This is a genomic window from Bacillus sp. BS98 (assembly GCF_008432245.1).
GTDB lineage: Bacteria > Bacillota > Bacilli > Bacillales > Bacillaceae_G > Bacillus_A > Bacillus_A toyonensis.
In genome coordinates this window covers 4,949,007-4,972,893 of the sequence record NZ_CP043830.1, presented here as the reverse complement: position 1 = coordinate 4,972,893, position 23,887 = coordinate 4,949,007, and the positions used below count along the sequence as shown (strand labels likewise).

At 33.9% G+C, this 23,887-nt stretch carries 21 protein-coding genes; all 21 read left to right on the top strand.

Annotation, left to right across the window (positions count from 1 at the left end; all coding sequences use genetic code 11):
* Nucleotides 1-14 precede the first annotated feature (14 nt).
* The 21 genes from F0362_RS25950 (at nt 15) to F0362_RS25850 (ending at nt 23,818) form a co-directional block, all read left to right on the top strand.
* The gene (locus tag F0362_RS25950) at nt 15-875 is read left to right on the top strand and encodes an ATP-grasp fold amidoligase family protein (protein ID WP_149890033.1); all 861 of its coding nucleotides are present in this window, start codon (nt 15-17) and stop codon (nt 873-875) included.
* A gap of 104 nt (nt 876-979) precedes the next feature.
* Entirely contained in the window at nt 980-2,152 is a 1,173-nt protein-coding gene (locus F0362_RS25945) for a glycosyltransferase (protein WP_149890032.1), read from the top strand.
* 19 nt (nt 2,153-2,171) lie between these two features.
* Nucleotides 2,172-3,356, top strand: a complete 1,185-nt coding sequence (locus F0362_RS25940; RefSeq protein ID WP_149890031.1) for a glycosyltransferase family 4 protein — start codon at nt 2,172-2,174, stop codon at nt 3,354-3,356.
* Nucleotides 3,357-3,419: 63 nt separating this feature from the next.
* Nucleotides 3,420-4,502, top strand: coding sequence for an EpsG family protein (locus tag F0362_RS25935; protein ID WP_149890030.1), 1,083 nt, complete (start codon nt 3,420-3,422; stop codon nt 4,500-4,502).
* Nucleotides 4,503-4,575: 73 nt separating this feature from the next.
* Entirely contained in the window at nt 4,576-6,012 is a 1,437-nt protein-coding gene (locus tag F0362_RS25930) for an oligosaccharide flippase family protein (RefSeq protein ID WP_149890029.1), read from the top strand.
* 6 nt (nt 6,013-6,018) lie between these two features.
* The gene (glf, locus tag F0362_RS25925; protein ID WP_149890028.1) at nt 6,019-7,122 is read left to right on the top strand and encodes a UDP-galactopyranose mutase; all 1,104 of its coding nucleotides are present in this window, start codon (nt 6,019-6,021) and stop codon (nt 7,120-7,122) included.
* A 258-nt stretch (nt 7,123-7,380) separates the two neighbouring features.
* The gene (locus tag F0362_RS25920) at nt 7,381-8,295 is read left to right on the top strand and encodes a polyisoprenyl-teichoic acid--peptidoglycan teichoic acid transferase TagU (RefSeq protein WP_149890027.1); all 915 of its coding nucleotides are present in this window, start codon (nt 7,381-7,383) and stop codon (nt 8,293-8,295) included.
* A 98-nt stretch (nt 8,296-8,393) separates the two neighbouring features.
* Nucleotides 8,394-9,224 carry an SGNH/GDSL hydrolase family protein gene (locus tag F0362_RS25915; protein ID WP_001034206.1) on the top strand — a complete coding sequence of 277 codons (831 nt, stop codon included), beginning with the start codon at nt 8,394-8,396 and terminating at the stop codon, nt 9,222-9,224.
* Between the two features lie 271 nt (nt 9,225-9,495).
* Nucleotides 9,496-10,218, top strand: coding sequence for a LicD family protein (locus F0362_RS25910; RefSeq protein WP_000505982.1), 723 nt, complete (start codon nt 9,496-9,498; stop codon nt 10,216-10,218).
* 178 nt (nt 10,219-10,396) lie between these two features.
* Nucleotides 10,397-12,277 (top strand): phosphocholine cytidylyltransferase/choline kinase family protein, encoded by a 1,881-nt coding sequence (locus F0362_RS25905; RefSeq protein ID WP_001164445.1) that lies wholly within the window; start codon nt 10,397-10,399, stop codon nt 12,275-12,277.
* Entirely contained in the window at nt 12,258-13,232 is a 975-nt protein-coding gene (locus F0362_RS25900; RefSeq protein WP_001080587.1) for a DMT family transporter, read from the top strand. Before F0362_RS25905 ends, F0362_RS25900 begins: the two co-directional genes overlap by 20 nt.
* A complete protein-coding gene (locus F0362_RS25895; RefSeq protein WP_001201615.1) occupies nt 13,229-13,927 on the top strand; it encodes a sugar phosphate nucleotidyltransferase in 699 nt (232 codons plus the stop codon). Before F0362_RS25900 ends, F0362_RS25895 begins: the two co-directional genes overlap by 4 nt.
* 120 nt (nt 13,928-14,047) lie before the next feature.
* Nucleotides 14,048-15,040 (top strand): UDP-glucose 4-epimerase GalE, encoded by a 993-nt coding sequence (gene galE / locus F0362_RS25890; protein ID WP_000095042.1) that lies wholly within the window; start codon nt 14,048-14,050, stop codon nt 15,038-15,040.
* A gap of 121 nt (nt 15,041-15,161) precedes the next feature.
* Complete coding sequence (locus tag F0362_RS25885) at nt 15,162-15,833, top strand: response regulator transcription factor (RefSeq protein ID WP_000699589.1); 672 nt, start codon at nt 15,162-15,164, stop codon at nt 15,831-15,833.
* Between the two features lie 11 nt (nt 15,834-15,844).
* Nucleotides 15,845-17,275, top strand: coding sequence for a sensor histidine kinase (locus tag F0362_RS25880; protein ID WP_000054070.1), 1,431 nt, complete (start codon nt 15,845-15,847; stop codon nt 17,273-17,275).
* 66 nt (nt 17,276-17,341) lie between these two features.
* Nucleotides 17,342-18,124: a DUF3919 family protein gene (locus tag F0362_RS25875; RefSeq protein WP_000826601.1), complete on the top strand. Its 783-nt coding sequence runs from the start codon at nt 17,342-17,344 to the stop codon at nt 18,122-18,124.
* Complete coding sequence (locus F0362_RS25870) at nt 18,121-19,155, top strand: ABC transporter substrate-binding protein (RefSeq protein WP_001225622.1); 1,035 nt, start codon at nt 18,121-18,123, stop codon at nt 19,153-19,155. Before F0362_RS25875 ends, F0362_RS25870 begins: the two co-directional genes overlap by 4 nt.
* Nucleotides 19,156-19,174: 19 nt before the next feature.
* Nucleotides 19,175-20,509, top strand: coding sequence for an MFS transporter (locus F0362_RS25865; protein ID WP_000477577.1), 1,335 nt, complete (start codon nt 19,175-19,177; stop codon nt 20,507-20,509).
* 242 nt (nt 20,510-20,751) lie between these two features.
* On the top strand, nt 20,752-21,945 hold the full coding sequence (locus F0362_RS25860; RefSeq protein ID WP_000937338.1) for an efflux RND transporter periplasmic adaptor subunit: 1,194 nt from the start codon (nt 20,752-20,754) through the stop codon (nt 21,943-21,945).
* Nucleotides 21,942-22,622 carry an ABC transporter ATP-binding protein gene (locus F0362_RS25855; protein WP_000631624.1) on the top strand — a complete coding sequence of 227 codons (681 nt, stop codon included), beginning with the start codon at nt 21,942-21,944 and terminating at the stop codon, nt 22,620-22,622. Before F0362_RS25860 ends, F0362_RS25855 begins: the two co-directional genes overlap by 4 nt.
* Nucleotides 22,619-23,818 carry an ABC transporter permease gene (locus F0362_RS25850; RefSeq protein WP_000054399.1) on the top strand — a complete coding sequence of 400 codons (1,200 nt, stop codon included), beginning with the start codon at nt 22,619-22,621 and terminating at the stop codon, nt 23,816-23,818. Before F0362_RS25855 ends, F0362_RS25850 begins: the two co-directional genes overlap by 4 nt.
* Nucleotides 23,819-23,887 lie beyond the last annotated feature (69 nt).

Here is a 23,887-nt window from a genome sequence, read left to right as displayed (position 1 = left end):
AGGGAATGATTATTTTGAACGAAAAAATTAAATATAAATTGTCCAAGGCACTGTCACTTTTTCCTGATCGTCAATATTGTACACTAACTTTTTTATTGAAAAACGGGAGATTGCCAAATTTAAAAAATCCTATCTATTTTAATGACAAACTACTCTCTTTAAAGTTGAATCATCGCAATCCAATTATGAAAAAAGTAGTCGATAAGTATGAAGTACGATCTTACATAGAAGAAAATTTAGGGGAAGAATATCTTGTTCCTTTAATAGGGGTGTATTCAGATCCTAAAGAGGTAGACTTCTCAAAATTACCTAGTAAGTTCGCTTTGAAGTTAACTTCTGGATCCCAATATAATATTATTTGCCAAGATAAAACTAAATTAGATTGGGAAGAATCTACCAATAAATTGACGAAATGGTTAAAGTTAGACCCGTATATGAGGACTAGAGAGTGGCAGTATAAAGATTTATCATCACGTTTCGTAATTGAGGAATATATTGAGGATTCTAAAGGAAATACTTATGATTATAAATTTTGGTGTTTTAATGGAGAGCCTAAATTTATTCAAATAGATACAGATCGTTTTGGAGAACATCAGAGAAGTATGTTTGATATTGATTTTAATGATAAAAACTTAGACTTAAAAATAACTTATGAAAACATTGATAAACCAATAAAAAAACCAGAAAATTATGATTTAATGGTAAAAATTGCAGCAAAATTATCTAAAGGCTTTCCATTTGTTAGGGTAGATTTATATAATTTAGATGGGAAAATTTATTTTGGTGAAATGACATTTCACCCAGGAAACTGTAATGAAAAAATTCAACCGATTGAATATGAGAAAATTATCGGGGACATGTTAGTTATTTCATAAGTGCTATTTTAATTTAAGAAACCCCTTATTTTGGGGATTTATATGAGTGTTAAGTGAAAGCAGGACATATTTATTTTAAAATTTGATTCAAGAGAGGAATATATATGAAAGCAGCGTTTTTCCATGATTTCCCTGCGTACGAAGATAAAAAGAAGAATTTTTATTCTATTGGTTTCCCGTACAGTCTTTGGCAAAGGTATTTAGAAATATTTTCGCACATAACTGTGGGAAGTAGGGCAAGAAAATTTGAAATTCAAGAAGAAAAATTCAAAAAAAATCTACAGACATCTAGTGGTGAAAATGTAACATTTCAGCCAATTTATAGTTATAACTCTCATAAAAGTTATTTAACTAAACATTTAACTATAAGACAAGAGATAACAGATATAATTGATGGTGTTGAATGTGTAATTGTAAGATTGCCTAGTGTAATAGGAAATATAGCTTATAAAGAAGCAAGAAATAGAAATAAAAAAGTTATTGTGGAAATGGTTGCATGCCCATGGGATGCATTATGGAATTATGGTAGTTTAAAGACTAGAATTGCAGCACCAATAATGTTCTTAAAAACTAGAAAAAACATTAAGAGTGCACAAAATGTTATTTATGTAACTAATCAATTTCTTCAAAAGAGATATCCAAATAATAAGAACAATATAGGTTGCTCAGATGTTGAAATTGCAAATGTTACGAAAAGTATTTTAAGTAACAAGTTAAAAAATAACCTTGAATCTTCTAAAGTAATAAAAATTGGCTTAATAGGGAATGCCAATAATAGATTTAAAGGACATGATACAGCATTAAAAGCAATATCTTTATTAAATGAAAAATATAGTAATATAAAGCTTCATTTGTTAGGGCATGGTGATTCAGAAAGACTAGTACAAATGATTGATCAAGAAAAATTAGGAAATAATATTGTATTTGATGGTATTAGGAAGAGTGGTGCAGGCGTTTGGGAATGGTTGGATGAAATGGATATTTATATTCAACCTAGCTTGCAAGAGGGGATGAATCGAGCGACTATTGAAGCAATGAGTAGGGCCTGCCCAGTCATTACTACAGATGTAGGTGGTTTTCCGGAAATTGTAAGAGAAGATTTTATAATTCAGAAAAGAGACCATCAACTATTAGCTCAAAAGATAGATGAATTAATAAATAATCACGAACTTTATAAAAGTGCTTGTTTGTATAATTACAACAAAGCCGATGAATTCTCAAAAGGTTCCTTAGATAAGACTAGGGAGGAATTCTTTAAATCTTGTTTGTATAATTGATAATAGAAAAGGTGAGTATATGAATTATATTGTTTTTCCGGGTGAGTTGGACATTAGAAGAGGTGGACCATCAGGTTATATAGCAAATCTTAATGAAGGTCTAAAAAAAATAGGTGGAAATCAAGAAGTAAGTTTAATAGTTAATGAATCTGTTTTAACAGCTGCAGAATCTAAAAATAAAATTAGTAAGTTAAAATCTTTATTAGGGAAAAGTAACTTTATTACTGAAAAAGTTATGGAAAAGAAATCGATAGACTTAAGAGATATTACAATAAGATCTAAATTACAAAGTGCGGATTTTAGTCATGGCGATGTAATTCATTTACATAATGTTATGGATTACAATAAGGTTAAAGAGTATAATTTTAGTTCAAAATTAGTACTAACTCCTCATACTCCAGAAAGTGTTGCGGACGAATTTGTTGATGTTGTAAGAAATACTTTTAAAAATCAAAATTTAAAGTTGAAAAGGTACAAAAAGAAAATCAAGGAAGTTGAAGATAGGGCATTTAAAGAATGTGAATACTTTATTTTTCCTTCAAAAGAATCGATGGAAATTTATTCTACTTTTGTTGATGGCTTTGAGGAAATTATAAAAGATAAAAAAGTTTATTTTAACATGACAGGTTCTAAGCCCTTAAGTCATAAAATGAACAAGGAGGAATTTAGAGAAAAGTACGATATTGCTCAAGATGCTTTTGTAATATCATATATAGGAAGACATAATTCAATCAAAGGTTTTGATATTTTAAAGGAAGCTGCTAAAGCGATACATGAAATAGACCCGAGTATCGTCTTTGTTAGTGGTGGGACTGGGGATATTAAAGCTGAAAGCAATAATTTTATTCAAATAGGTTGGACGGATGACCCAGGAAGTATTGTAAATGCCTCTGATTTATTTGTACTACCAAATAGAAATACGTACTTTGATTTAGTTTTACTCGAAGTATTATCCTTAGGTACGCCAGTTCTAGCTTCTAATACTGGTGGTAATAAAACTGTAGCGCATCTGACGAAGGGTGTTAAGTTATTTGAAAATGAGGACGTTGAGACATTAGTAGCTAGTATTTTAAATTTCAAAAAAAATCGAGATGTGCTACTGAAAATGGCACAAGAAAATATAAAATGCTTTAATGAGAATTTCACATTAGAGAAATTTGCCGAAAGATATATTAATATTTTAGGCCAAATTAATAAACTTTAAGTCTAGTGGTCGAGATGCCAATAGATTTATTTAAAAATGTTACTTTAATCTAGGAGTAAGATAATGATATATTATGTAATATTTATATTACTGGGTGCTTTATTTTTATTTGATTTAATAAGCAAAAAAAAGTTTAAACTACTTTGGTATTTTCATTTTGTTGTTACTTGTATATTTTTGATATTTTTTGCTGGATTGAGATACAATATAGGGATAGATTATGTTAGTCATGAAAGGATTTATGAAAGTATACAAAGTGGATTGCTGGAAAAATTCTCTAATACAAACCAAGAAAAAGGATACTTTATATTAAATAAAATTTTTAATGATTTTAATGTAATGTTATTTTTTATTGCATTAGTAACATTAACAATTAAATTTAAAGTAATCAAAAATAATAGTATATACATTTTTCTCACATTATTTTTATATTATTGTTTATTCTTTATAAGATATGATATGGGCTTAGTTACACAGGGAATTGCAACGGCAATTATAATGTATAGTTATAATTATGTAATTAAGGAGAAACCGGTTAAATTTATCATCTCGGTTTTAATAGCATCGCTGTTTCATATTTCTGCAATAATTTTTATGCCTTTTTATTGGATTTTAAGAAAGGATTATACAGTAAAATTCATTGTAATAGTAATTTTAGGTTCATTTTTCATGGCATTTTCGTCAATGTTTAACCAAATTTTTGAATATATCTCTTTGTTAATACCTAGATATTCTGTGTATATAAATAATGAGGCTTCTTTCGAGATAAGTGTTAATATGTTTAAAAGGTTAATATTTTTATTAATTTTTACTTATACAATAAAAAAATACTATGAAGATAATAAGACTTATAAAATTTTCTTGAATATGTATTTTTTCGGGGCTGTGATTTATTATGCATTTAAACCATTTTGGATTTTGAGTGATAGGGGCTCAATTTATTTTGCTTTATCAGAAATTTTCTTGTGGGGAATAGTTTTAAAGCACTATAAAGGGATAATAAAGAAATCAATCTTAGCATTTTTAATAATTTTGTATGGGTTATATAGTCTGAATAAGGCAATTAATTTAGATGATGAAGTATTGAAGATGACGTCTTTCAATAGGGCATATATCCCTTATCAATTTATTTTGGATAAAAAATGATGCCAGGGAATTTAAACTGATTTTTGTTATATATTTGCTTGTAGAATTTTGCTGAATATTTTGAGGTATAACTATGAATAAATTAATATCAAATTATATTTACAATACTTTGTATCAAGTGCTTATCTTGATAATACCGATAATAACTATTCCCTATGTATCTAGGGTACTAGGGCCTGAAGGAGTAGGTATAAATGCCTACTCTTTATCAATAGTGCAAGTTTTTATGTTATTTGCAGTTTTAGGTATTCCTTTATATGGAAATAGACAAGTGGCATCGGTTAAGCAACAAGGGAAAAAAGTAATGTCCCGAAATTTTTGGGATGTGTATTTAATTCAATTAATAAGTTCGTTTCTGTTTGTAGTACTGTATTTTGTTTTTGTTTTTTTCTATGTTGAGAATAATAAATTAATATTTTATATTCAATTGTTAATGCTAATTGCTTCAATGCTAGATATTTCATGGTTATTCATTGGATTGGAAGAATTAAAAAAAGTCGTTGTAAGAAATACAATTGTGCGTTTAGTATCATTGGTTTTAATTTTTACTGTTGTAAATAGTAAAGAAGACTTAGCGTTATACGTGTTAATTAATGTTTTAACAAACGTATTTGGTCAAGCGTTAATGTGGACACAAGCATTTAAGTATATTGATCCTCTGAGAATTAAGGATATAAATTTATTAGGACATATTAAACCGGTAATGTTAATATTTTTACCACAAGTTATAATTCAATTATATGTAATTGTAGATAGGATCCTCCTTGGAGTTTTTGTTAGTGCAATTGAAGTAGGTTTTTATGAACAAGCTTTGAAGCTTGTTAAAATAACACTAAGTGTAGTTACTTCAGTGAGTACAGTAATGTTACCAAGGATAGCCTCAGAATTTGCACAAGGGAATTTGGAGAAAATAAAAACATATAGCAATATCATAGTAAGATTTGTTCTATGTATAACTCTACCATTGGCTATTGGACTGGCGGCAATTGCTCCAACGTTCACACCATGGTTTTTTGGTAATGGATATGAGAAAGTAGGAGTACTTGTAATAATTATGAGTCCGATTATAGTTTTAATTGGACTCTCGAACATTTTTGGAATGCAAATTCTTATACCAATACAAAGGCAAAATAAACTAACATTATCAGTAACTGCAGGTGCTATTATAAGTATAATAATTAATCTCATATTAATTAGATATATGGCTAGTGTAGGTACAGCAATTGCTACTCTTATAGCAGAGTTTACAGTAGTATTGGTACAATTATTTTTTGTGAAGGAGTTTATTAATTATACAAAGCTTGTTAAATCTTTTATGAACTATGGAATTGTCTCGCTATTGATGGGATTAATCATCTATTTAATAGGAACGATTCTTGAAAGTTCGGTATTATGGGTTACGGTAGCTCAAGTAAGTATAGGGTTTTCTTTTTATTTTGTAGTACTCATTTTATTTAAAGATAAGTTTTTATTAGGTGTATTAAATAAGGTATTGAGAAGAAAGGGATGAATTAGTATGTATGATTATTTAATCGTAGGAGCGGGTTTGTTTGGAGCGGTATTCGCTCATGAAGCATCAAAAAAAGGAAAGAAATGTCTTGTTATTGATAAAAGAAACCACATTGGTGGGAATTTATATACTGAAAATATTGAAGGTATAAATGTTCATAAGTATGGAGCTCATATTTTCCATACTAATAATAAAAAAATATGGGATTATGTAAATGATTTTGTTGAATTTAATAGATATACAAATTCTCCAGTTGCTAATTTTAAAGGAGAGATTTACAACCTACCTTTTAATATGAACACGTTTAATAAGCTATGGGGAGTAATAACACCTCAAGAAGCTAAAGAAAAAATTGAAGAACAAAAAAAAGATGCTAAAATTACAGAGCCTAAAAATTTAGAAGAACAGGCTATTTCTCTAGTGGGAACTGATATTTATGAAAAATTGATTAAAGGTTATACTGAAAAACAGTGGGGACGCTCGGCAACGGAACTACCTTCATTTATTATTAATCGATTACCGGTTCGTTTTACTTATGATAATAATTATTTTAATGACAAGTATCAAGGTATTCCTATTGGCGGATATAATGTAATTATAGAAAAAATGCTTGAAAATAGTGAAGTTAGATTAGGGGTAGATTTCTTTAAAAACAGACAAGAGTTAGAAGGAATGGCCCAAAAAATAGTATTTACTGGAATGGTCGATCAATTTTTTGATTATAAATATGGTGTGTTGGAGTATAGAAGTTTACAGTTTGAAAATGAAATAATATCTGATATTGACAATTACCAAGGAAATGCGGTCGTTAACTACACAGATAGAGAAACGCCATATACTAGAATTATTGAGCATAAACATTTCGAATTTGGCTCTCAAGACAAAACTGTAATTACGAAAGAATATCCTTCTGAATGGAAACCAGGTGATGAGCCATACTATCCGATTAATAACAAAAAGAATACAGATTTATATAAAAAATATAAAGAACTAGCTGATAAAGAAGACAATGTGATATTTGGTGGGCGATTAGCTACCTATAAATATTATGATATGCATCAAATCATTGGTTCAGCATTAGTGACAGTTGAAAAAGAATTTGGTATATAATTAAGAATAGATTTTAATATGTTGGTTAGTACACTATTATTAATTTGGGAATGATTTATAGATTAATACTTAGTGAAAAGGTACTACTTATATATATATAAATCTAATAGTATTAATGGTAGATTGATTTTCATCTAAATTATCTTTAGTCATATTACAAGTAAGTAAGGCCTATCACAAAGTAGGATAAAACAAAATTTTATTTTGCTAAATCTTAGTTTAATGAGTTAGTACATAGGTAAAAGGAAGGATTAAGAGATGAAAAAGAAAATTCTATTTTTGATTTTGGGAATTATTGGGGTATTGGTTATAGGTGGTGGAATATATGCCTATAATGTATATTCTAAAGTCTCAAAAACATTGGATGAAGTACATAAACCTTTAAAGCGTGATAAAGACTCTAATGGTGTAGAAACTGAAAAAATTAGTAAATCTGAACCTGTATCCATTCTCCTACTAGGAGCTGATGAACGTGGTGAAGATAAAGGTCGTTCAGATTCTTTAATGGTTATTACTTTAAATCCTAAAAATAATTCAATGAAAACGTTAAGTATTCCTCGTGATACGTATACAGAGATTGTTGGAAAAGGGAAAAGTGATAAAATTAATCATGCGTATGCATTTGGTGGCGTAGACATGTCTGTCGCAACTGTAGAAAAGTTCTTAAATGTTCCTATTAACTATTATATTGAAGTGAATATGGAAGGTTTCAAAGATATCGTTGATGCAGTCGGTGGCGTAGATGTAAATAATGATTTAGAATTTACTGCGAATGGTCATCATTTTGCTAAAGGAAATGTTCATTTAACAGGTGACCAAGCTCTAGCATTCACACGTATGCGTAAAGAAGATCCACGCGGTGACTTCGGTCGTCAAATGCGTCAGCGCCAAGTAATGCAAGCTGTTATTAAGAAAGGTGCAAGCTTCTCTTCTCTAACAAGTTATGGTGATGTACTTACAGCAATTCAAAAGAATGTGAAGACAAACTTAACGCAAGATCAAATGTTTGATATGCAAAAGAATTATAAAAATTGTCTGCAAAACAGTGAAGATATCCAAATCTCAGGCGACGGTCACAAAGCCGCTGATGGCATTTGGTATTACTATGTTCCAGATGCAGCGAAACAAGATATAACGAATAAGTTAAGAGCGCATCTTGAAGTGACTAAGTAATATGTAATAACCCAACTCCTTTGGAAGGAGTTGGGTTTATTTTTGCATGGATTTATATTAATATTATATGTTGTGAGATTAATAGATGAGGTGAATCGATGAATAAGAAAGCAGTACTTGTTCTTGTTGTTTTTGTATTGTTTATTGCTTCGATTGTGAGCGGTAAATTGTACTGGAATAAGAAAGTTGCAAATGCAACGGGACAGACGAGTGAAGTAACGAAGACAAAGGCTGAAGTGAAAGATAGCGGAGCGAAGAAAGAAGAGAAAAAAGCAGAGAAAAAGCAAGATGCGAAGTCATCTTTTAATGAAGCATATGCGAAGAATTTGCCAGATGAAGTGAAAGAAAAGTTGAAGAAAGCTGCTAAAGAGAAAAAGGCAGTGAATCTTGTTATTGTTGGTGATGAGGCTTCTTCATCTGAAAAAGATGCTTGGGCAGCTAAGTTAACAGCTAATTTAGAAACTGCTTACGGTAAAGGTTTATGGAATGTGACAGTAAAGGAATATAAGGGTGAAAGCACAGAAGAGTTAATCGCGAATAAGCGTGATAAAGAGATTGCGAAAGACAAGCCAGATGTGATTTTATTTGAGCCACCATTTATTACTGATAACGGTAAAACTGGTAATGGGAACTCTGTTGCGAGTACACAGAAGTTTGTTCAAGCACTTTCTACTAGTGCAAAAGGCGCTACAATTATGATTCAACCATCAAACCCAGTGTATGGTGCGAAGAATTATCCGAAAGCAATTGAGGCATTAAAGCAATTTGCGACGCAAAATGGTTATACATATGTTGATCATTGGGGAGCATGGCCTGATGCAGCAACAAAGGCAATTTTACCGTACCTACAAGAAGAGTTTGGTTTCCCAAGTGCTAAAGGACATGAAGTTTGGGCACAATATGTAACGGATTATTTCGTGGCTAAGTAATGAAAGATACACAAAAGGTATACGAGAAATCGTATGCCTTTTATTTATAATATGTGGTAAGTTACTGTTCAAGTTTGGTGGTTATTTGTTATAGCATAAGTAATTTGCTTTCATTTATACAACACGATCACTCCAAAAATCTGACTTTCCCTTTGAAAAATTTGGTGTCAAATAGTATGATGGTGTAGGAAACGGAGAAAATAACGGAGATATGTGAGTGATTTTATTCCGTTATATTACTTTAAATAGATGTTATTGCGAGGATTTTCATATGGGATTTAAACAAGAAATTAGAAAATTTATTGAAGGAAATAAGCTAGTTCGTACATTGTTAAAAAAGCCTTTAGAATATCGTGCGAATAAGCAATTGCAATTAGTACGAAACAATATTAAACAATATGGAGTAGAGTGTTTACTATTAGTGCAAGAAGCTTTTAAAGAGCATGATCAAGAATTTTGGTTAGATTATGGCACGTTACTTGGCGCTGTGCGAGAAAAAGATTTCATAAGCCATGATTTAGATATGGATATTGGTACTTTTAATATAAGTGAAGAGAAGAAAAGAGCACTAGAGAAAACGTTAAATGATAAAGGTGTTAAGACGTTTAGGGAGTTCACAGTTGATGGTCATGTTGTAGAGCAAACTTTCACTTATAAAGGAACTCATATCGATCTTTTCTATTATTTTTCGGAAGATCCTAATAAAGTATGGTGTTACTTCTTTGAAGGAACGGATGAGATGTCGACGCAGGAAAGAGGAACTGAAAAGATCCTTACAGGGTGGAAAACGAAAACAGCAAGTTCTACATTGTTAGGAACGAAATTAATGCCATTCAAGGGCGAAGAATTCCCTGTTCCTTCAAATGTTGAAGAGTATCTTATTGAGAACTATGGTCCTAATTATATGATTAAGGATGAGAATTGGGATTTTGCAAATTCTGCTAGTAATATTAAAGTTGTGTCAGCCAATAACGTTGAGGCTATTTATAAATAAAAAGAAGTGCCCCTGTGCAAAATAAGCAGGGGCACTTCTTTTTATTTTAGGTGATAGGAGAAATGTAAAACTGTATTTACTGAAATTTTACAACAAATTTACATTACACCTTATTAGTGATAATATTAATGTTGCGTTCAAATTTTGAATGTATTATCGATGTTATGGGGGACCACACATGCAACATATGCTTGATATATTAGAAATTATTAATAAAGAACCACATTTAAGTCAGAAGAAAATTGCAGAACGTAGTGGGATATCTACCGGAAAAGTGAATTATATTATAAATGATTTGACGAAAAAAAATTATGTTGTTAGTGAAAAAAATGGAAAACATATAAGCTATTATGTGAAAGAACAGGGTCTTAAATTTTTGCAGAGCGAGTTAGCTACACTGCAGCAAAAAAAGATTCGTATTCATCAGCGAGAGTATAAAAAAGTTAAGCAAGCAGTTATTCTTGCGGCAGGAAATCGTAAGGAATTAGGTAAACCATCTGGGTTATTATCCATTGGTGATAAAATACTTTTAAATCGAAATTTAGAGATATTACACAATAACGGAATTGAAAAAGTTGTTATTGTTTCTGGATATAAAAAAGAAAAATTTGCTTCTTGGAATAAAGAGCAAGGAGTATACTTTGTAGAAAATCCGAAATATAAATGGACAGGCTCTATGGCTTCACTTTCAAGTGTTCAAAGTTTAATTACAGATGATTTTCTATTAATTGAAGATGATATTTTAATAGAAGAAGATGCGATTTCTCAATTGCTACAATATCCGGAACGGGACTGTGTATTGATTACGAATGAAAGTGGTTCTGGTGATGAGGCATTTGTAGAGATTCAAAACGGGAATTTGTATAAAATTTCGAAAGATGTTCATCAATTAAATCGTATTGATGGCGAGATGATTGGAATTTCAAAACTTTCTTATGATGTTTTCCTTAATATGTTGGAGCTGTTTAATCATAATCAAAATCCGTATGTGAATTATGAATATTTACTTCTTGATGTTGCAAGAACATATGATATTGGGCATATCAAATTACAAAATATTGTGTGGGCAGAAATTGATACAAAACAGCAATATGAAGTTGTGAGGAATAAAATTTACCCTCGTTTATTGAGAAAAGAAGCAGAGTTTAAAGAAAAACAAATTAAAGGTCACGTTATGGAGGCTTTAAATATTCCAGAAGATGCTATTACAAATATTCAACCATTTGGTGGTATGACAAATACGAATTTCAAGGTAAGTGTCGGGGATTCAGAATATGTACTTCGTATTCCAGGAAGCGGTACGGAAGAAATGATTAGTCGTCATGATGAAATGGTGAATTCTAATTTGGCAAGTGAGCTAGGAATTGACGCTGAGCTTCTATATTTTAATGAAGAAACAGGTGTGAAGTTAGCAGAGCTTATTTCAAATGCAGAAACATTGAATCCGAAAACGGCGCGACGTAGCGATAATATGCAGTTAACGGCAGCTATTTTGAAGGAATTACATGAATCAAGTGCAGCGATGAGTAATACGTTTAATGTATTTGAGAAAATTGAGCATTATGAAGGTTTATTAAGTAAATCAAATGGTTCAAATTTTGCTGATTATAAAAAGGTAAAGAAGCAAGTTATGCGATTAAAAGCGATGTATGAGAAAATGGATGTTCAGTTAACACCTTGCCATAATGATACTGTTGCTGAAAACTTTGTGAAAAATGGAGAAAACAAGATGTATTTAATCGACTGGGAGTATGGCGGCTTGAATGATCCGATGTGGGATATTGCAGCGCATAGTTTAGAGTGTGAATTCTCAGCTGAAGATGAAGAGTTATTTTTAGATTACTATTTTAATGGAAAAGTAGAAGAATTGCATCGACAAAGAATCTTATTAAATAAAATTTTCCAAGACTTTTTATGGAGTATTTGGACAAAGATTAAAGAAGCAGCGGGTAGTGATTTCGGAACATATGGAATGGATCGTTATACGCGGGCAAAAGAAAATTTACAGTTATTTTTAGAGTACTATGGAGGATACCAGTATGAATCGAAAGCAAAGTAGAGGGATTTTTTATGGTGTGTTCTCCGGATTTGCTTGGGCTATAGATACGGTTTTAATTGGGATTATATTATCCTCGACAGTTATGTTGGAAACGGAGCAAGTTATATTCCTTGCGCCGCTTGTTAGCACATTTTTACATGATTTTATGTCGACATTGTGGATGATGGTCTATATGGGACTTAAAGGTCAATTACGAACAGCGCTTTCTAAATTAAGAACAAGAAGTGGTCGTTTCGTAATGTTAGGTGCTTTAATGGGCGGACCTTTAGGGATGACGTTTTATGTATTAGCTGTAAAGTATATAGGGGCTTCGTATACGGCAGCAATTTCAGCCATATATCCAGCCGTTGGAGCATTTTTTGCATTTATGTTTTTAAAAGAACGTTTACGCTCTTGGAATTGGTTAGGGCTTGTAATAAGCATTAGTAGTATTATTATTCTTGGCTTTACCGGTGATGGATTTGCAACACAAAACTACATGTTAGGTTTTATTTTTGTTTTGATTTGTATTATAGGTTGGGGATTAGAATGTGTTATTTGTGCCTACGGTATGAAGGATGGGGAAGTCTCGCCAGAAGAGGCGTTGCAAATTCGCCAACTTGTTTCGTCTGTAACATATGGACTGATCATTTTACCGACATTAGGCGGGCATTTTTTAACGAAAGAAGTTATGGTAAGTAGTGAATTTATCTTAATTATCTTTGTGGCGTTAATTGGGACGGCTTCGTACATTTTTTACTATAAAGCAATCCATGAACTGGGCCCAACGAAAGCCATGGGGCTGAATATTACATATTCAGCTTGGGCGATTTGGATTTCTATATTAGTAATGGGAACACCATTTTCTTGGAAATTAATTATTTGTTGTTTATTCATTATTGTAGGGGCTGTTTTAACAGTCGCGGATGCAAATGAATTTATTAAGAGAAAGAAATATAGAGGAGAGGTAGCATGAGAGCGATTTTATTAGCAGCTGGTATGGGGACACGCTTGCGCCCATTAACATTAACGAAACCAAAGTCATTAGTAGAGGTAAACGGGAAACCGATGCTAGAACGACAAATTGAATATTTACAAGAGATTGGTATAGATGAAATTATTGTTGTTACTGGATATTTATCGGAAAAATTTAATTATCTTGTTGATAAATATGAAAATATACGTCTTGTATATAACGATAAATATAATGTGTATAACAATATTTATACGATGTATGTAGTGCGTGAATATTTGGCAGATGCGTATGTGGTAGATGCTGATGTGTATTTACATCGTAATATATTTATTGAAAAACCAGAGTCATCTTTATACTTTAGTGCAAGGAAAGAAGATTTCCGCAATGAATGGATTATTAAGCATGATGAGAGCAAGAAAGTGTACGATATTGAAATTGGTGACGGTCATGATGATTACATTTTATGTGGCCTTTCCTATTGGTGTAAGGACGATGCGGATTATATCGTAAAAGAGTTAGAAAAAGCAGTGGAGCAAGAAGACTTTAGTGAGCTGTATTGGGATAATATTGTGAAAGATAATATTGGTCATCTGAATGTTCATTTATATGAAATTGATAGCAATGCCAGCTTTGAAATAGATTCTGTCGAGGATTTAGAGAAGGTTGAAGAGAAGCTTGCCACTTTAAGAAGTTAGTTGTCGTTACGGTTCACATTATATTATTTTAAATGAGTGTTTATGGTAAAATATAGGTAAGCATAAAGTGTATGAGAGAAACTATATATTTGTTGTATTGAGTATAGTAGGAGGAATAACATGAGTTCAATTTTGGTTTGTGGCGGAGCTGGTTACATCGGTTCACACGCTGTGAAAAAATTAGTAGATGAAGGTTTATCTGTAGTAGTAGTTGATAATTTACAAACAGGTCATGAAGATGCAATTACAGAAGGCGCAAAGTTTTATAAAGGAGACCTTCGTGATAAAAGTTTCTTAAGAGACGTCTTTACACAAGAAAATATTGAAGCGGTTATGCATTTCGCGGCTGATTCTTTAGTTGGTGTTAGTATGGAGAAACCTCTTCAATATTATAACAACAACGTGTATGGCGCACTTTGCTTATTAGAAGTAATGGACGAGTTTAAAGTAGATAAGTTCATTTTCTCTTCTACTGCGGCAACTTACGGCGAAGTAGATGTGGATCTTATTACTGAGGAAACTGTAACAAATCCAACGAATACGTATGGCGAGACAAAATTAGCAATTGAAAAAATGCTTCATTGGTATAGCCAAGCGTCTAACTTAAAATATAAGGTCTTCAGATACTTTAACGTGGCTGGTGCAACTCCAAATGGTATTATTGGGGAAGATCATCGTCCAGAGACACATTTAATTCCTCTTGTATTGCAAGTAGCGTTAGGTCAACGTGAGAAGATTATGATGTTTGGTGAAGATTATAATACACCAGATGGTACTTGTATTCGTGATTATATTCATGTTGAAGATTTAGTAGCAGCTCATTTTTTAGGGCTTAAAGACCTACAAAACGGCGGAGAAAGTGATTTCTATAACTTAGGAAACGGTAATGGTTTCAGTGTAAAAGAAATCGTTGATGCAGTTCGTGAAGTTACAAATCATGAAATTCCTGCTGAGGTAGCACCGCGTCGTGCGGGAGATCCAGCACGTTTAGTTGCTTCTTCTCAGAAGGCGAAAGAGAAGTTAGGATGGGATCCTAAGTATGTAAATGTGAAAACAATTATTGAGCATGCTTGGAATTGGCATCAAAAACAACCGAATGGATATGCTAAGTAAATATAATAAGTGAAAGAGAGGGTATTGTCGTTCAACATATGTTCGACAATATCCTCTCTTTTTTTGTATGATTTTTGCTATACTAAACTGTACTATAATACAAGATGGAAGGAGGATAAGGATGAAAATACTTGTAGTTGATGATGAATCGAGTATTCGTAATTTGATTCGAATGCAGTTAGAGATGGAAGGATATGAAGTATTAGTAGCGGCTGATGGTAGAGAAGCGCTAGAGAAGTGGAATGAAGGACCGGATGTATTGATTTTGGATGTTATGCTTCCAGATACAGATGGTTATGAGTTACTTCGCTTGTTCCGTGAGAAGGATAGAGATATTCCAGTACTCATGTTAACTGCAAAGAGTCAGATGAATGATAAATTGCTCGGCTTGCAACTCGGTGCGGATGATTATGTAACGAAGCCTTTCAATTATGCGGAGCTCATTCTTCGTGTGAAGAATATGAGTCGGCGTGTGAAGAAGGAAGAGGTTACGGCAAGCCACGAAGTAATTCGAGCTGGAGAGTTAATAATTTGTCCTAAGGAAAGAAAATTACATGTTAGTGGACAAGAGATTCAGTTAACGTACCGAGAATTTAATTTATGTCAGCTGTTTGTTTCAAATCCACAGCGGGTATTTATGAGAGATGAGTTACTCGAGAAAGTGTGGGGCTTTGAGTATATCGGAAATACGAGAGCGGTTGATATTATGGTGCAAAGATTACGTAAGAAGCTTGGTACGAGCGGAGAATATATTAAAACAATTTATGGCGTTGGCTATAAGCTGGATTGTTAAGTGGTGATAATATGTCGTTAAAACGGAATATGGTATTTGGAATAGTTGGATTGTTGATTCCAATTCTTTTTCTTTTGTATACGGTTGTTTATATTTCACTAGAGAAGAATATGTATCATAATGCAGCAGATTCTCTTGAGAAGTTAAGTGTAGAGGCACAAATTTATACGATGAATTATTTAGAGAAAGAAGCAGAAATCGAGACGTTAGGTCCGAATTCGCTTTTAATTGCTTCGTACTTAGCAAAGCGGATGGATGTTCGTGTACAGATGATAGGAAAGAATGGAGATGTTGTTGCAGATACACAAAAAGGAGCGTTACTTCATCGAAATATTGATATTGAGAGTTCTTTGAAGGGTAAGAAAGCTTATGTTTTTGCGGAAGGAGAGCCAGCACCCATTCTTTTGTTTTCAAGCCCGGTTTATTATGGAAACGATGTCATTGGGAGTATTCGTTTTATAGATGAGTTAACGGGTGAGAAGGAAGTTTTAACAAATGTGAGCTGGACTTTTCTAATGACATCTCTTTGTTTAGTGGCTGCAGGTATTTTCTTTGCGGTTCGTTTAGCTAGGTCTCTTCATAGGCCAATTGATCAGTTGAGACAAATGGCAAAGCGGCTTGCGAATGGCGATTATGAAAGTAAGATTGAGCTAAATGAGTATGTGGAAATTGCACAGCTTTCAGCATCCTTTAATGCGATGGCTGATGGAATTGAACTGCATATTAAGCAATTGAAGGAAGAAAAAGAGAAACAGAAAGATTTCTTGGACCGTATTACGCATGAGTTGAAGACACCACTTACGGCAATTATCGGTTATGTTGATTTAATTCCGAAGTTACACTCGAAGGAAGATGTGCAAGAGAGTCTCCGGTATGTAGCTGTAGAAAGTGAGCGTCTATTATCACTTGTAGAGGAATTACTTAAGTCTTCAAAGTACGGGACGAGTACGTTTGAAGTGTCACCTACAGTTGTGAATATAAAAGAATTAGCAGAAGAAGCAGTTTCAATTGTGAAACCTCGTCTGCAGCAATTTGAGATTGAAGTGATAAATGAGTTAACGGATGTACATGTCGTTGCGGATTTTGATAAGACGAAGCAAATCTTTTTAAATGTACTTGATAATGCAATTAAATATAGTGATGCTACGCAAATTCGCATGAATGTAATTGTAAGTGAGCATGAGGCGAAGGTTTTTGTTCATGATGATGGTATCGGTATAGATGAGGATGTACTTGCCGAGTGGAATGGGTCTCCAGGAGGGAAAATGCTTCCTTCTAGTTATGGGAACGGATATGGTTTGTATATTTGTCAGGAGATTATGAATAAGCAAGGCGGAAGTATGCGAATTGAGAGCAGTGAAGAGATTGGTACTACGATATTTATTACATTTTTGCTTCCAAGACGAATGGAAGACATAAAAAACTTGAAAGCGGTTAAATGATACATTTATGAAACAATTATGCGGTATTTTCGAAACAACGTTTTTTTATCTTGGAGGTAGGCAGAAATGAAAAGGCTATCATTTCAAATTCTTATGTTTGTCTTTTGTATCATTGTTTCTCTTGTTTTGTTTTATGTTGTGGAGAAACAAACATATAATCGAATCACAATTGTGAATGACAAACAAGCCGTTTTACAAAGAGTGAACGAATCTCTTCCAATTGAAGTGAAAGTAAGACATGAAAAGTGGGGAGAAATTGTTGTAACGGATGAAGTTCGTTTACATACAATTGTTTCATTCTTTGACCGAATTCGAATAGAACCGAGAGAGGCAGAGAGCCAAGAACAAGTATTTACTGGAGAAGTAACGTACTTGAATGGACATAAGCGTACTTTTGCAGTAGGTGACTTGTTCCAGTATGAGGCGAACGTATACGGAAAGAAGGGCACTGATCCGATGATCTCGGCATTTCAAACGTATTTGTTAAGCCTGTATTACACGCCCGAGCGTATTAGTGATTTCTTCGCTTCAGCAAAGGATGTCATAGTACGTCAAGGGAATGTAGTACGTACTATCAATCTTACGCACATGCTTGATTCTATTCGGTACGCAAAACAAATTACAGATTACGGAGAAATTCAGAAATTATTACAATCACAGAATGAACCGATTGCTTATATTACAGCTTATAAATCAGGTAAGCATGTAAAGAATGAGCGTGAAGATATTCTTACAATTTCTGTGTATCCATCGTACTTTGTTGTGCAATACCTCGGTGATAATAACGGGAATGTCATGTATATGAAAGGCTCTCTAGCAGAGTTATTCGTAAAGGAGAATGCGTCATGAGAAAGATAGCCTTTTTCTTCTTTTTGCTAGTAATTGGAGGAGCGATGTCTAGTTGCTCTCGAGATACAACCTCTATTAAATATAATAAAAGTGGTCTCCCTATTTTGGATGATCGTCATCTTGTTGCATATGTAGCGGCCCGTGAGGAAGTTGGTGAGGCATTGCTTTCATCATTTTGTAAACCGCGCGGATGTACGTATGAATTTATTCGTCTTTCGACAGAAGAACTTCTTCGAAGAGTGGAAGAAGAATCTGGAAATCCGAAAGCGGATATTATTATTGGCGGTACAGTAGATGCACATCAAATGATGAAGCAAAAAGATCTGTCTATTCCTGTGACGAGCCAGCATGCGAATCGTATTTCAAAAACTGTTAAAGATAAAGATGGTTATTGGTACGGTTACGAAGTAGAGAAATTGGCAATCGCAATTAATAAAGAGCGGTGGAACGAAGAAATAGCACCGCTTGGCCTACCGTATCCATCCAGGTGGCAAGATTTATTAAACTCTGCGTACACAGGAAAGATTGTTATGCCAGATCCAAATGTTTCGGGTACTGCATATACGTTTTTTCAATCACTTATTGATACTTTAGGTGAAGAGGAAGCGAAGGCTTATGTGAAGCATCTTGCAGGACAGGTTGGAGAAGTAACGGTGAATGGTTACATACCAGCAGAACTTGTGGCAAGTGGTGAATATATGATAGGCATCAATTTTATGGGAGATCAGAGAATGCTTCAAAAACGAGGCTTTCCTATTTTAAGTAACGAACCTGAGCAAACAGGTTTGTCTGTCAATGCGATTTCGAAACTAAAACGTGCACCGAGTGGTATTATTGCGGATTTATTTATTGATTATTGTTTATCAGAAGAAGCGGGTCACATTTTAGAAAAAGTTTCGTTTGGCGTACCAACGATGTTTGCGAAGAATGAGAAAGAAATAGAAGGACAGCCGGTTAGAAGGACGAACCAAAATATATCAAATAGTGGAATAATCGAGATATGGAATAGACAGCGTCTCTCTCAAAAGTGAGAAAAGGAGACGAGAGTATATGTTTAAATGGCTTAAGCCAGCACCTGCAATTGAGAGATTACCAGCGGATATGATCGACCGTGTATATAAATTACTACGTATTCGTGTGTTGATCGGGATTTCAGTTGGATATGCTGCTTATTATTTAGTTCGTAGTAACTTTAATTTATCTACTACGTATTTAGTAGACGAGTTCGGATTTAGCACGACACAAATCGGTTTATTAGGGGCAGTAATGGCTGTTGTTTATGGACTTAGTAAATTCTTCATGGGGAATTTATCGGATAAGGCATTTGCTCAACGATTTATTGCAGTAGGTTTATTTTTATCTGGGCTTGTTAATATTTGTTTCGGCTATGCATCTTCCTTTGGGATGATTTTAACTTTACTTGTTCTAAACGGTATTGTGCAAGGTATGGGAGCACCACCTTGTAGTATTGTTATGACGAAATGGTTCTCAAAGAAAGAACGTGGTACGAAAACAGGTCTTTGGAATATTTCACATAACGTTGGTGGATTACTTGTTCCGCCATTCATTGGAATTGGTGTAGGCATTTTTGGTGAAAGTCATTGGCAAGGTGGCGTATTTATTTTCCCAGCGATTATCGCTATGGTAATTTCAGTTCTAGTATGGATTAATGCGAAGGATACACCAGAATCTGAAGGTCTTCCTCCAATTGATGAGTATCGTAATGACTATGAAAATCTTGAAAAAGCAGATAATGCTAATAAGATGTCATCAAAAGAAATTTTAATGAAATATGTAGTGAAAAATAAATTTGTTTGGTTCTTATGTATTGCCAATGCATTTGTTTACTTAATTCGCTTTGGTGTTATTAACTGGGTACCAATTTACTTAACAACAGTTAAAGGTTTTACAAAAACAGAAGCGCATGCGGCGTATTCAATATTTGAGGCAGCAGCGATTCCAAGTTCTTTAATTGTTGGATTTTTAAGCGATAAATTATTTAAAGGGAAACGTATGCCATTATGTGTTATGAGTATGGCCGGGGTTGTTGTTGGTACGGTTGTATATTGGCAAGCGACTAGCATACTTGTTGTGAGTATTGCAGTTTCTGTTATCGGTTGTTTAATTTATGTACCACAGTTTTTAATTGGTTTAAGTGCAATGGAATTAGTACCGAAATTTGCAGTAGGTACGACAGTTGGTATGTGTGGTCTGTTCGGGTATGTTGGAGGAAGCTTCGTAGCAAACGCAGCAATTGGTATTATTGTTGATCGTTCGGGCTGGGATGGTTGTTTCATGTTACTGTTGGCAGGCGGTATTTTATCAACAATTTTCTTACTGATTGTTCAAATGGGACATGAGAGAAAAAGTTCTAAAGTAGCATAATCGTTTATTAGGAAAGCTATCCAATTATAATTTTGGATGGCTTTTTCTATATAATATAATATTTCCTTAAAACTATCTTAAAAGATACGATGTCATATTTCTAATCATTGGAATTTTTGTTACAATATAAATGAATGTGTAAAACTTTGTAAAATGATTGTAATAATATATGAATATTTTTCAGAAAGTTTTATACAATTGTGGTGTTTATTAAACTATTAATTTATAAAGGGAGAGAGAATATGTTACCAAATACGGTTCGTACTCCAAATAAGAAGAAAAAATGGATTATTATCGGAGTTATTGCACTAATTGTTATTGTGGCAGCAGTTAATATTTTTATTATGCAAGGTAAGAAGAAGGGCGCATCAACAACGGCTGATGCTGTAAGTTTTGAGAAAGTGACAGAGCGTAAGCTGAATAATACGAAGTTAGTTTCTGGTCAGGTGAAGCCTGGGAATATTGAAAGTTTCTATGCGGATCCGGCTAAAGGAAAAGTGAAAGATATTGAGGTAAAAGAGGGACAAGAGGTAGAGAAAGGTACGAAGTTATTCTCTTATGATAATGAAGAGATTAATCTTCAAATGAAGCAAGCTGAGCTTGATCAGAAGATGGCAGATATGCGTTATGATCAAGGGAAAAAGAAGATTGATTCGCTCAAGAAAGAAATTAAGAAGGTGAAAGATAGCGGAGCTGGGAAAGAAGTAACAGATCCGATGGAAGAGCAAGTAAGTGAGTTAGAAATAGCGCAAAAAACAACTGACCTTGAGAAAGAGAAAGGGAAGTTACAGAAAGAAGAGTTAAATAAAAAGCAGAAAGAGCTTACGATTTATAGTAATTTTGCTGGTGTTGTTCAAAAGTTAGATAAAGATGCGGCGCAAAGTTCATCTCAAGCGTTAGGTGGACAAGGGAAGGCATTTTTACAAGTTGCTTCTAAAGACCCGTTCCAAGTTCAAGGGACTTTAACAGAGCTTCAGAAGTCACAAATCCAAAAGGATCAAACATTCACTGTAACTGCGAAAGCAAATAATAAGAAGAAGTGGACAGGTAAGATTACAGAGGTAAGTGAATTCCCAACGAGTGCAGAGATGGGTCAAGCTGGTGGTGTAGGTGAAGCAACTCAAAATATGTCCCAATATACATATAAAGCAAGTCTTGATAGTCAAGACGGTCTATCTCCAGGTTACCATGTTTCATTACAAGTAAACTTAGAGAATAAGACGATGATTGCTGTTCCAAGTAAGAGCATTGTAGAAAAAGACGATGATGCATTTGTTTATATCGAAGAAAAAGGAAAGCTTCGTAAACAAAATGTGAAAAAAGGTGCTACTGATGGAGATTGGACAGAGATTACTGAAGGCGTAACAGTGGGGCAAAAGGTGGTTAAAAATCCTTCCGACAACGTGTATGACGGAATGGAAGTGAAAGAGAAATGATTACGCTAAATAATATTGCTAAGACGTATTATCAAGGGAAGCTTGCGGTACCGATTTTGCATGGTATTAGTTTAACGATTCAGAGTGGTGAGTTTGTTTCGATTATGGGGCCTTCTGGTTCCGGTAAGTCAACGCTTATGAACATTATTGGTTGTTTAGATCGTCCAACAGAAGGCGAATATATGCTGAATGATGTGAATATCTTAACAGCAGACGAGTCAAAGCTCGCTTTAATTCGTAATGAATATATCGGCTTTGTATTCCAGCATTTTAATTTACTGCCGCGTCTCTCTGCGGTGGAAAATGTTGAACTTCCGCTCGTATACGGTGGCGTGAAGAAAGCAGAACGTCGTAAGCGTGCCTTAGAGGCGTTAGGTAAAGTTGGATTAGCGGACCGCGTACATCATTTACCGAATGAATTATCAGGTGGACAGAAGCAACGTGTAGCGATTGCAAGGGCAATTGCGAATAACCCAACGTTCATTATGGCCGATGAGCCGACTGGTGCGCTAGATACGAAGTCTGGTGAGCAAGTTATGGATATTTTTACGAAGCTTAATGCAGAAGGTACGACAATTGTTATGGTTACGCATGAAGAGGAAGTAGCGGCTTATTCGTCTCGCCGCATTGTACTGCGAGACGGGAAAGTTACAGAAGATAGAAGGTGTGCAGTATGAGTTTACTAGATAGTATGAAAATTGCCTTATCGTCTATTTTAGCTCATAAACTACGCTCGGCTTTGACGATGCTTGGGATTATTATCGGTGTAGGCTCTATTATTACCGTCGTTGCGATTGGGCAAGGTGGGGAAGCTGCATTGAAATCTCAATTTGTTGGATCAGGTAATCAAACGGTTCCGATTCATTATAGTGCTGATATGAATGATCCTTTTGGTATGGGGATGGTAGAAGCACCGAAAATAACTGAAGAAGATATTTTTGAAATTAAAAAAATCCCAGAAATCTCACATGTTGTAACAACAAATTCAAGTATGGAACCACTTGATATTGAAGATAAAGTAGAGATGGTGAGTATTACTGGATTAGACAGTGAGTATTTTTCAGTAAATAAAGTAAAGTTGTTAAAGGGACGTTCTTTACAAGAATCAGATGTGGATCAAGGTAATAACGTTGTCATGATTAGTAAACAAATGGAAGAAAAGGTATTTAAGGATGCCAATCCAGTCGGTAAAATTATTGAAATGAAGGGTCAACCGATGCAAATTATCGGTGTCTACAAATCAGATAACGAGTTTATGGGAATGGGACCATCAGAAGCATTAATTCCAATTTCATTATGGCCGACACTGTATGGAAAAGATGAAATTCAAAATATTTCTGTTCAAGCAAAAAATGTAGATAACTTAGAAAAAGCAGGTAAAAAAGCTGCAGATGTCTTAAACAGTCGTAAACCGAGTGATGCAACTGGTAAATACGAAGTTATGAATTTAAAAGAACTTCAAGAAGGTATTTCAAAGATGACCGGCATTATGACAATGATTATCGGCGGTATCGCTGGTATTTCACTAGTCGTTGGTGGTATTGGTGTTATGAACATTATGCTCGTATCTGTAACAGAACGTACGCGCGAAATTGGAGTACGTAAAGCACTTGGAGCGACGCGTAGTAAAATTTTATTACAGTTTTTAATTGAAGCAGTTATGTTAACGCTTCTAGGTGGTTTAATCGGGATTGGTCTTGGGTATGGCGGGGCATATATCGTTTCCACATTTGCGAAGTGGCCACCGCTCGTTTCATGGGAAGTTGTCGTTGGAGGAGTGCTATTCTCTATGACACTTGGTATTGTTTTTGGATTAATTCCAGCAAACAAAGCTGCGAAATTAGATCCAATTGAAGCATTACGTTATGAGTAATTAATAGTGTAGTAGAACTACACATTACCGTTCTAGTGGGCGGTTCGTAGCCTCTTACAATGAGGAAGT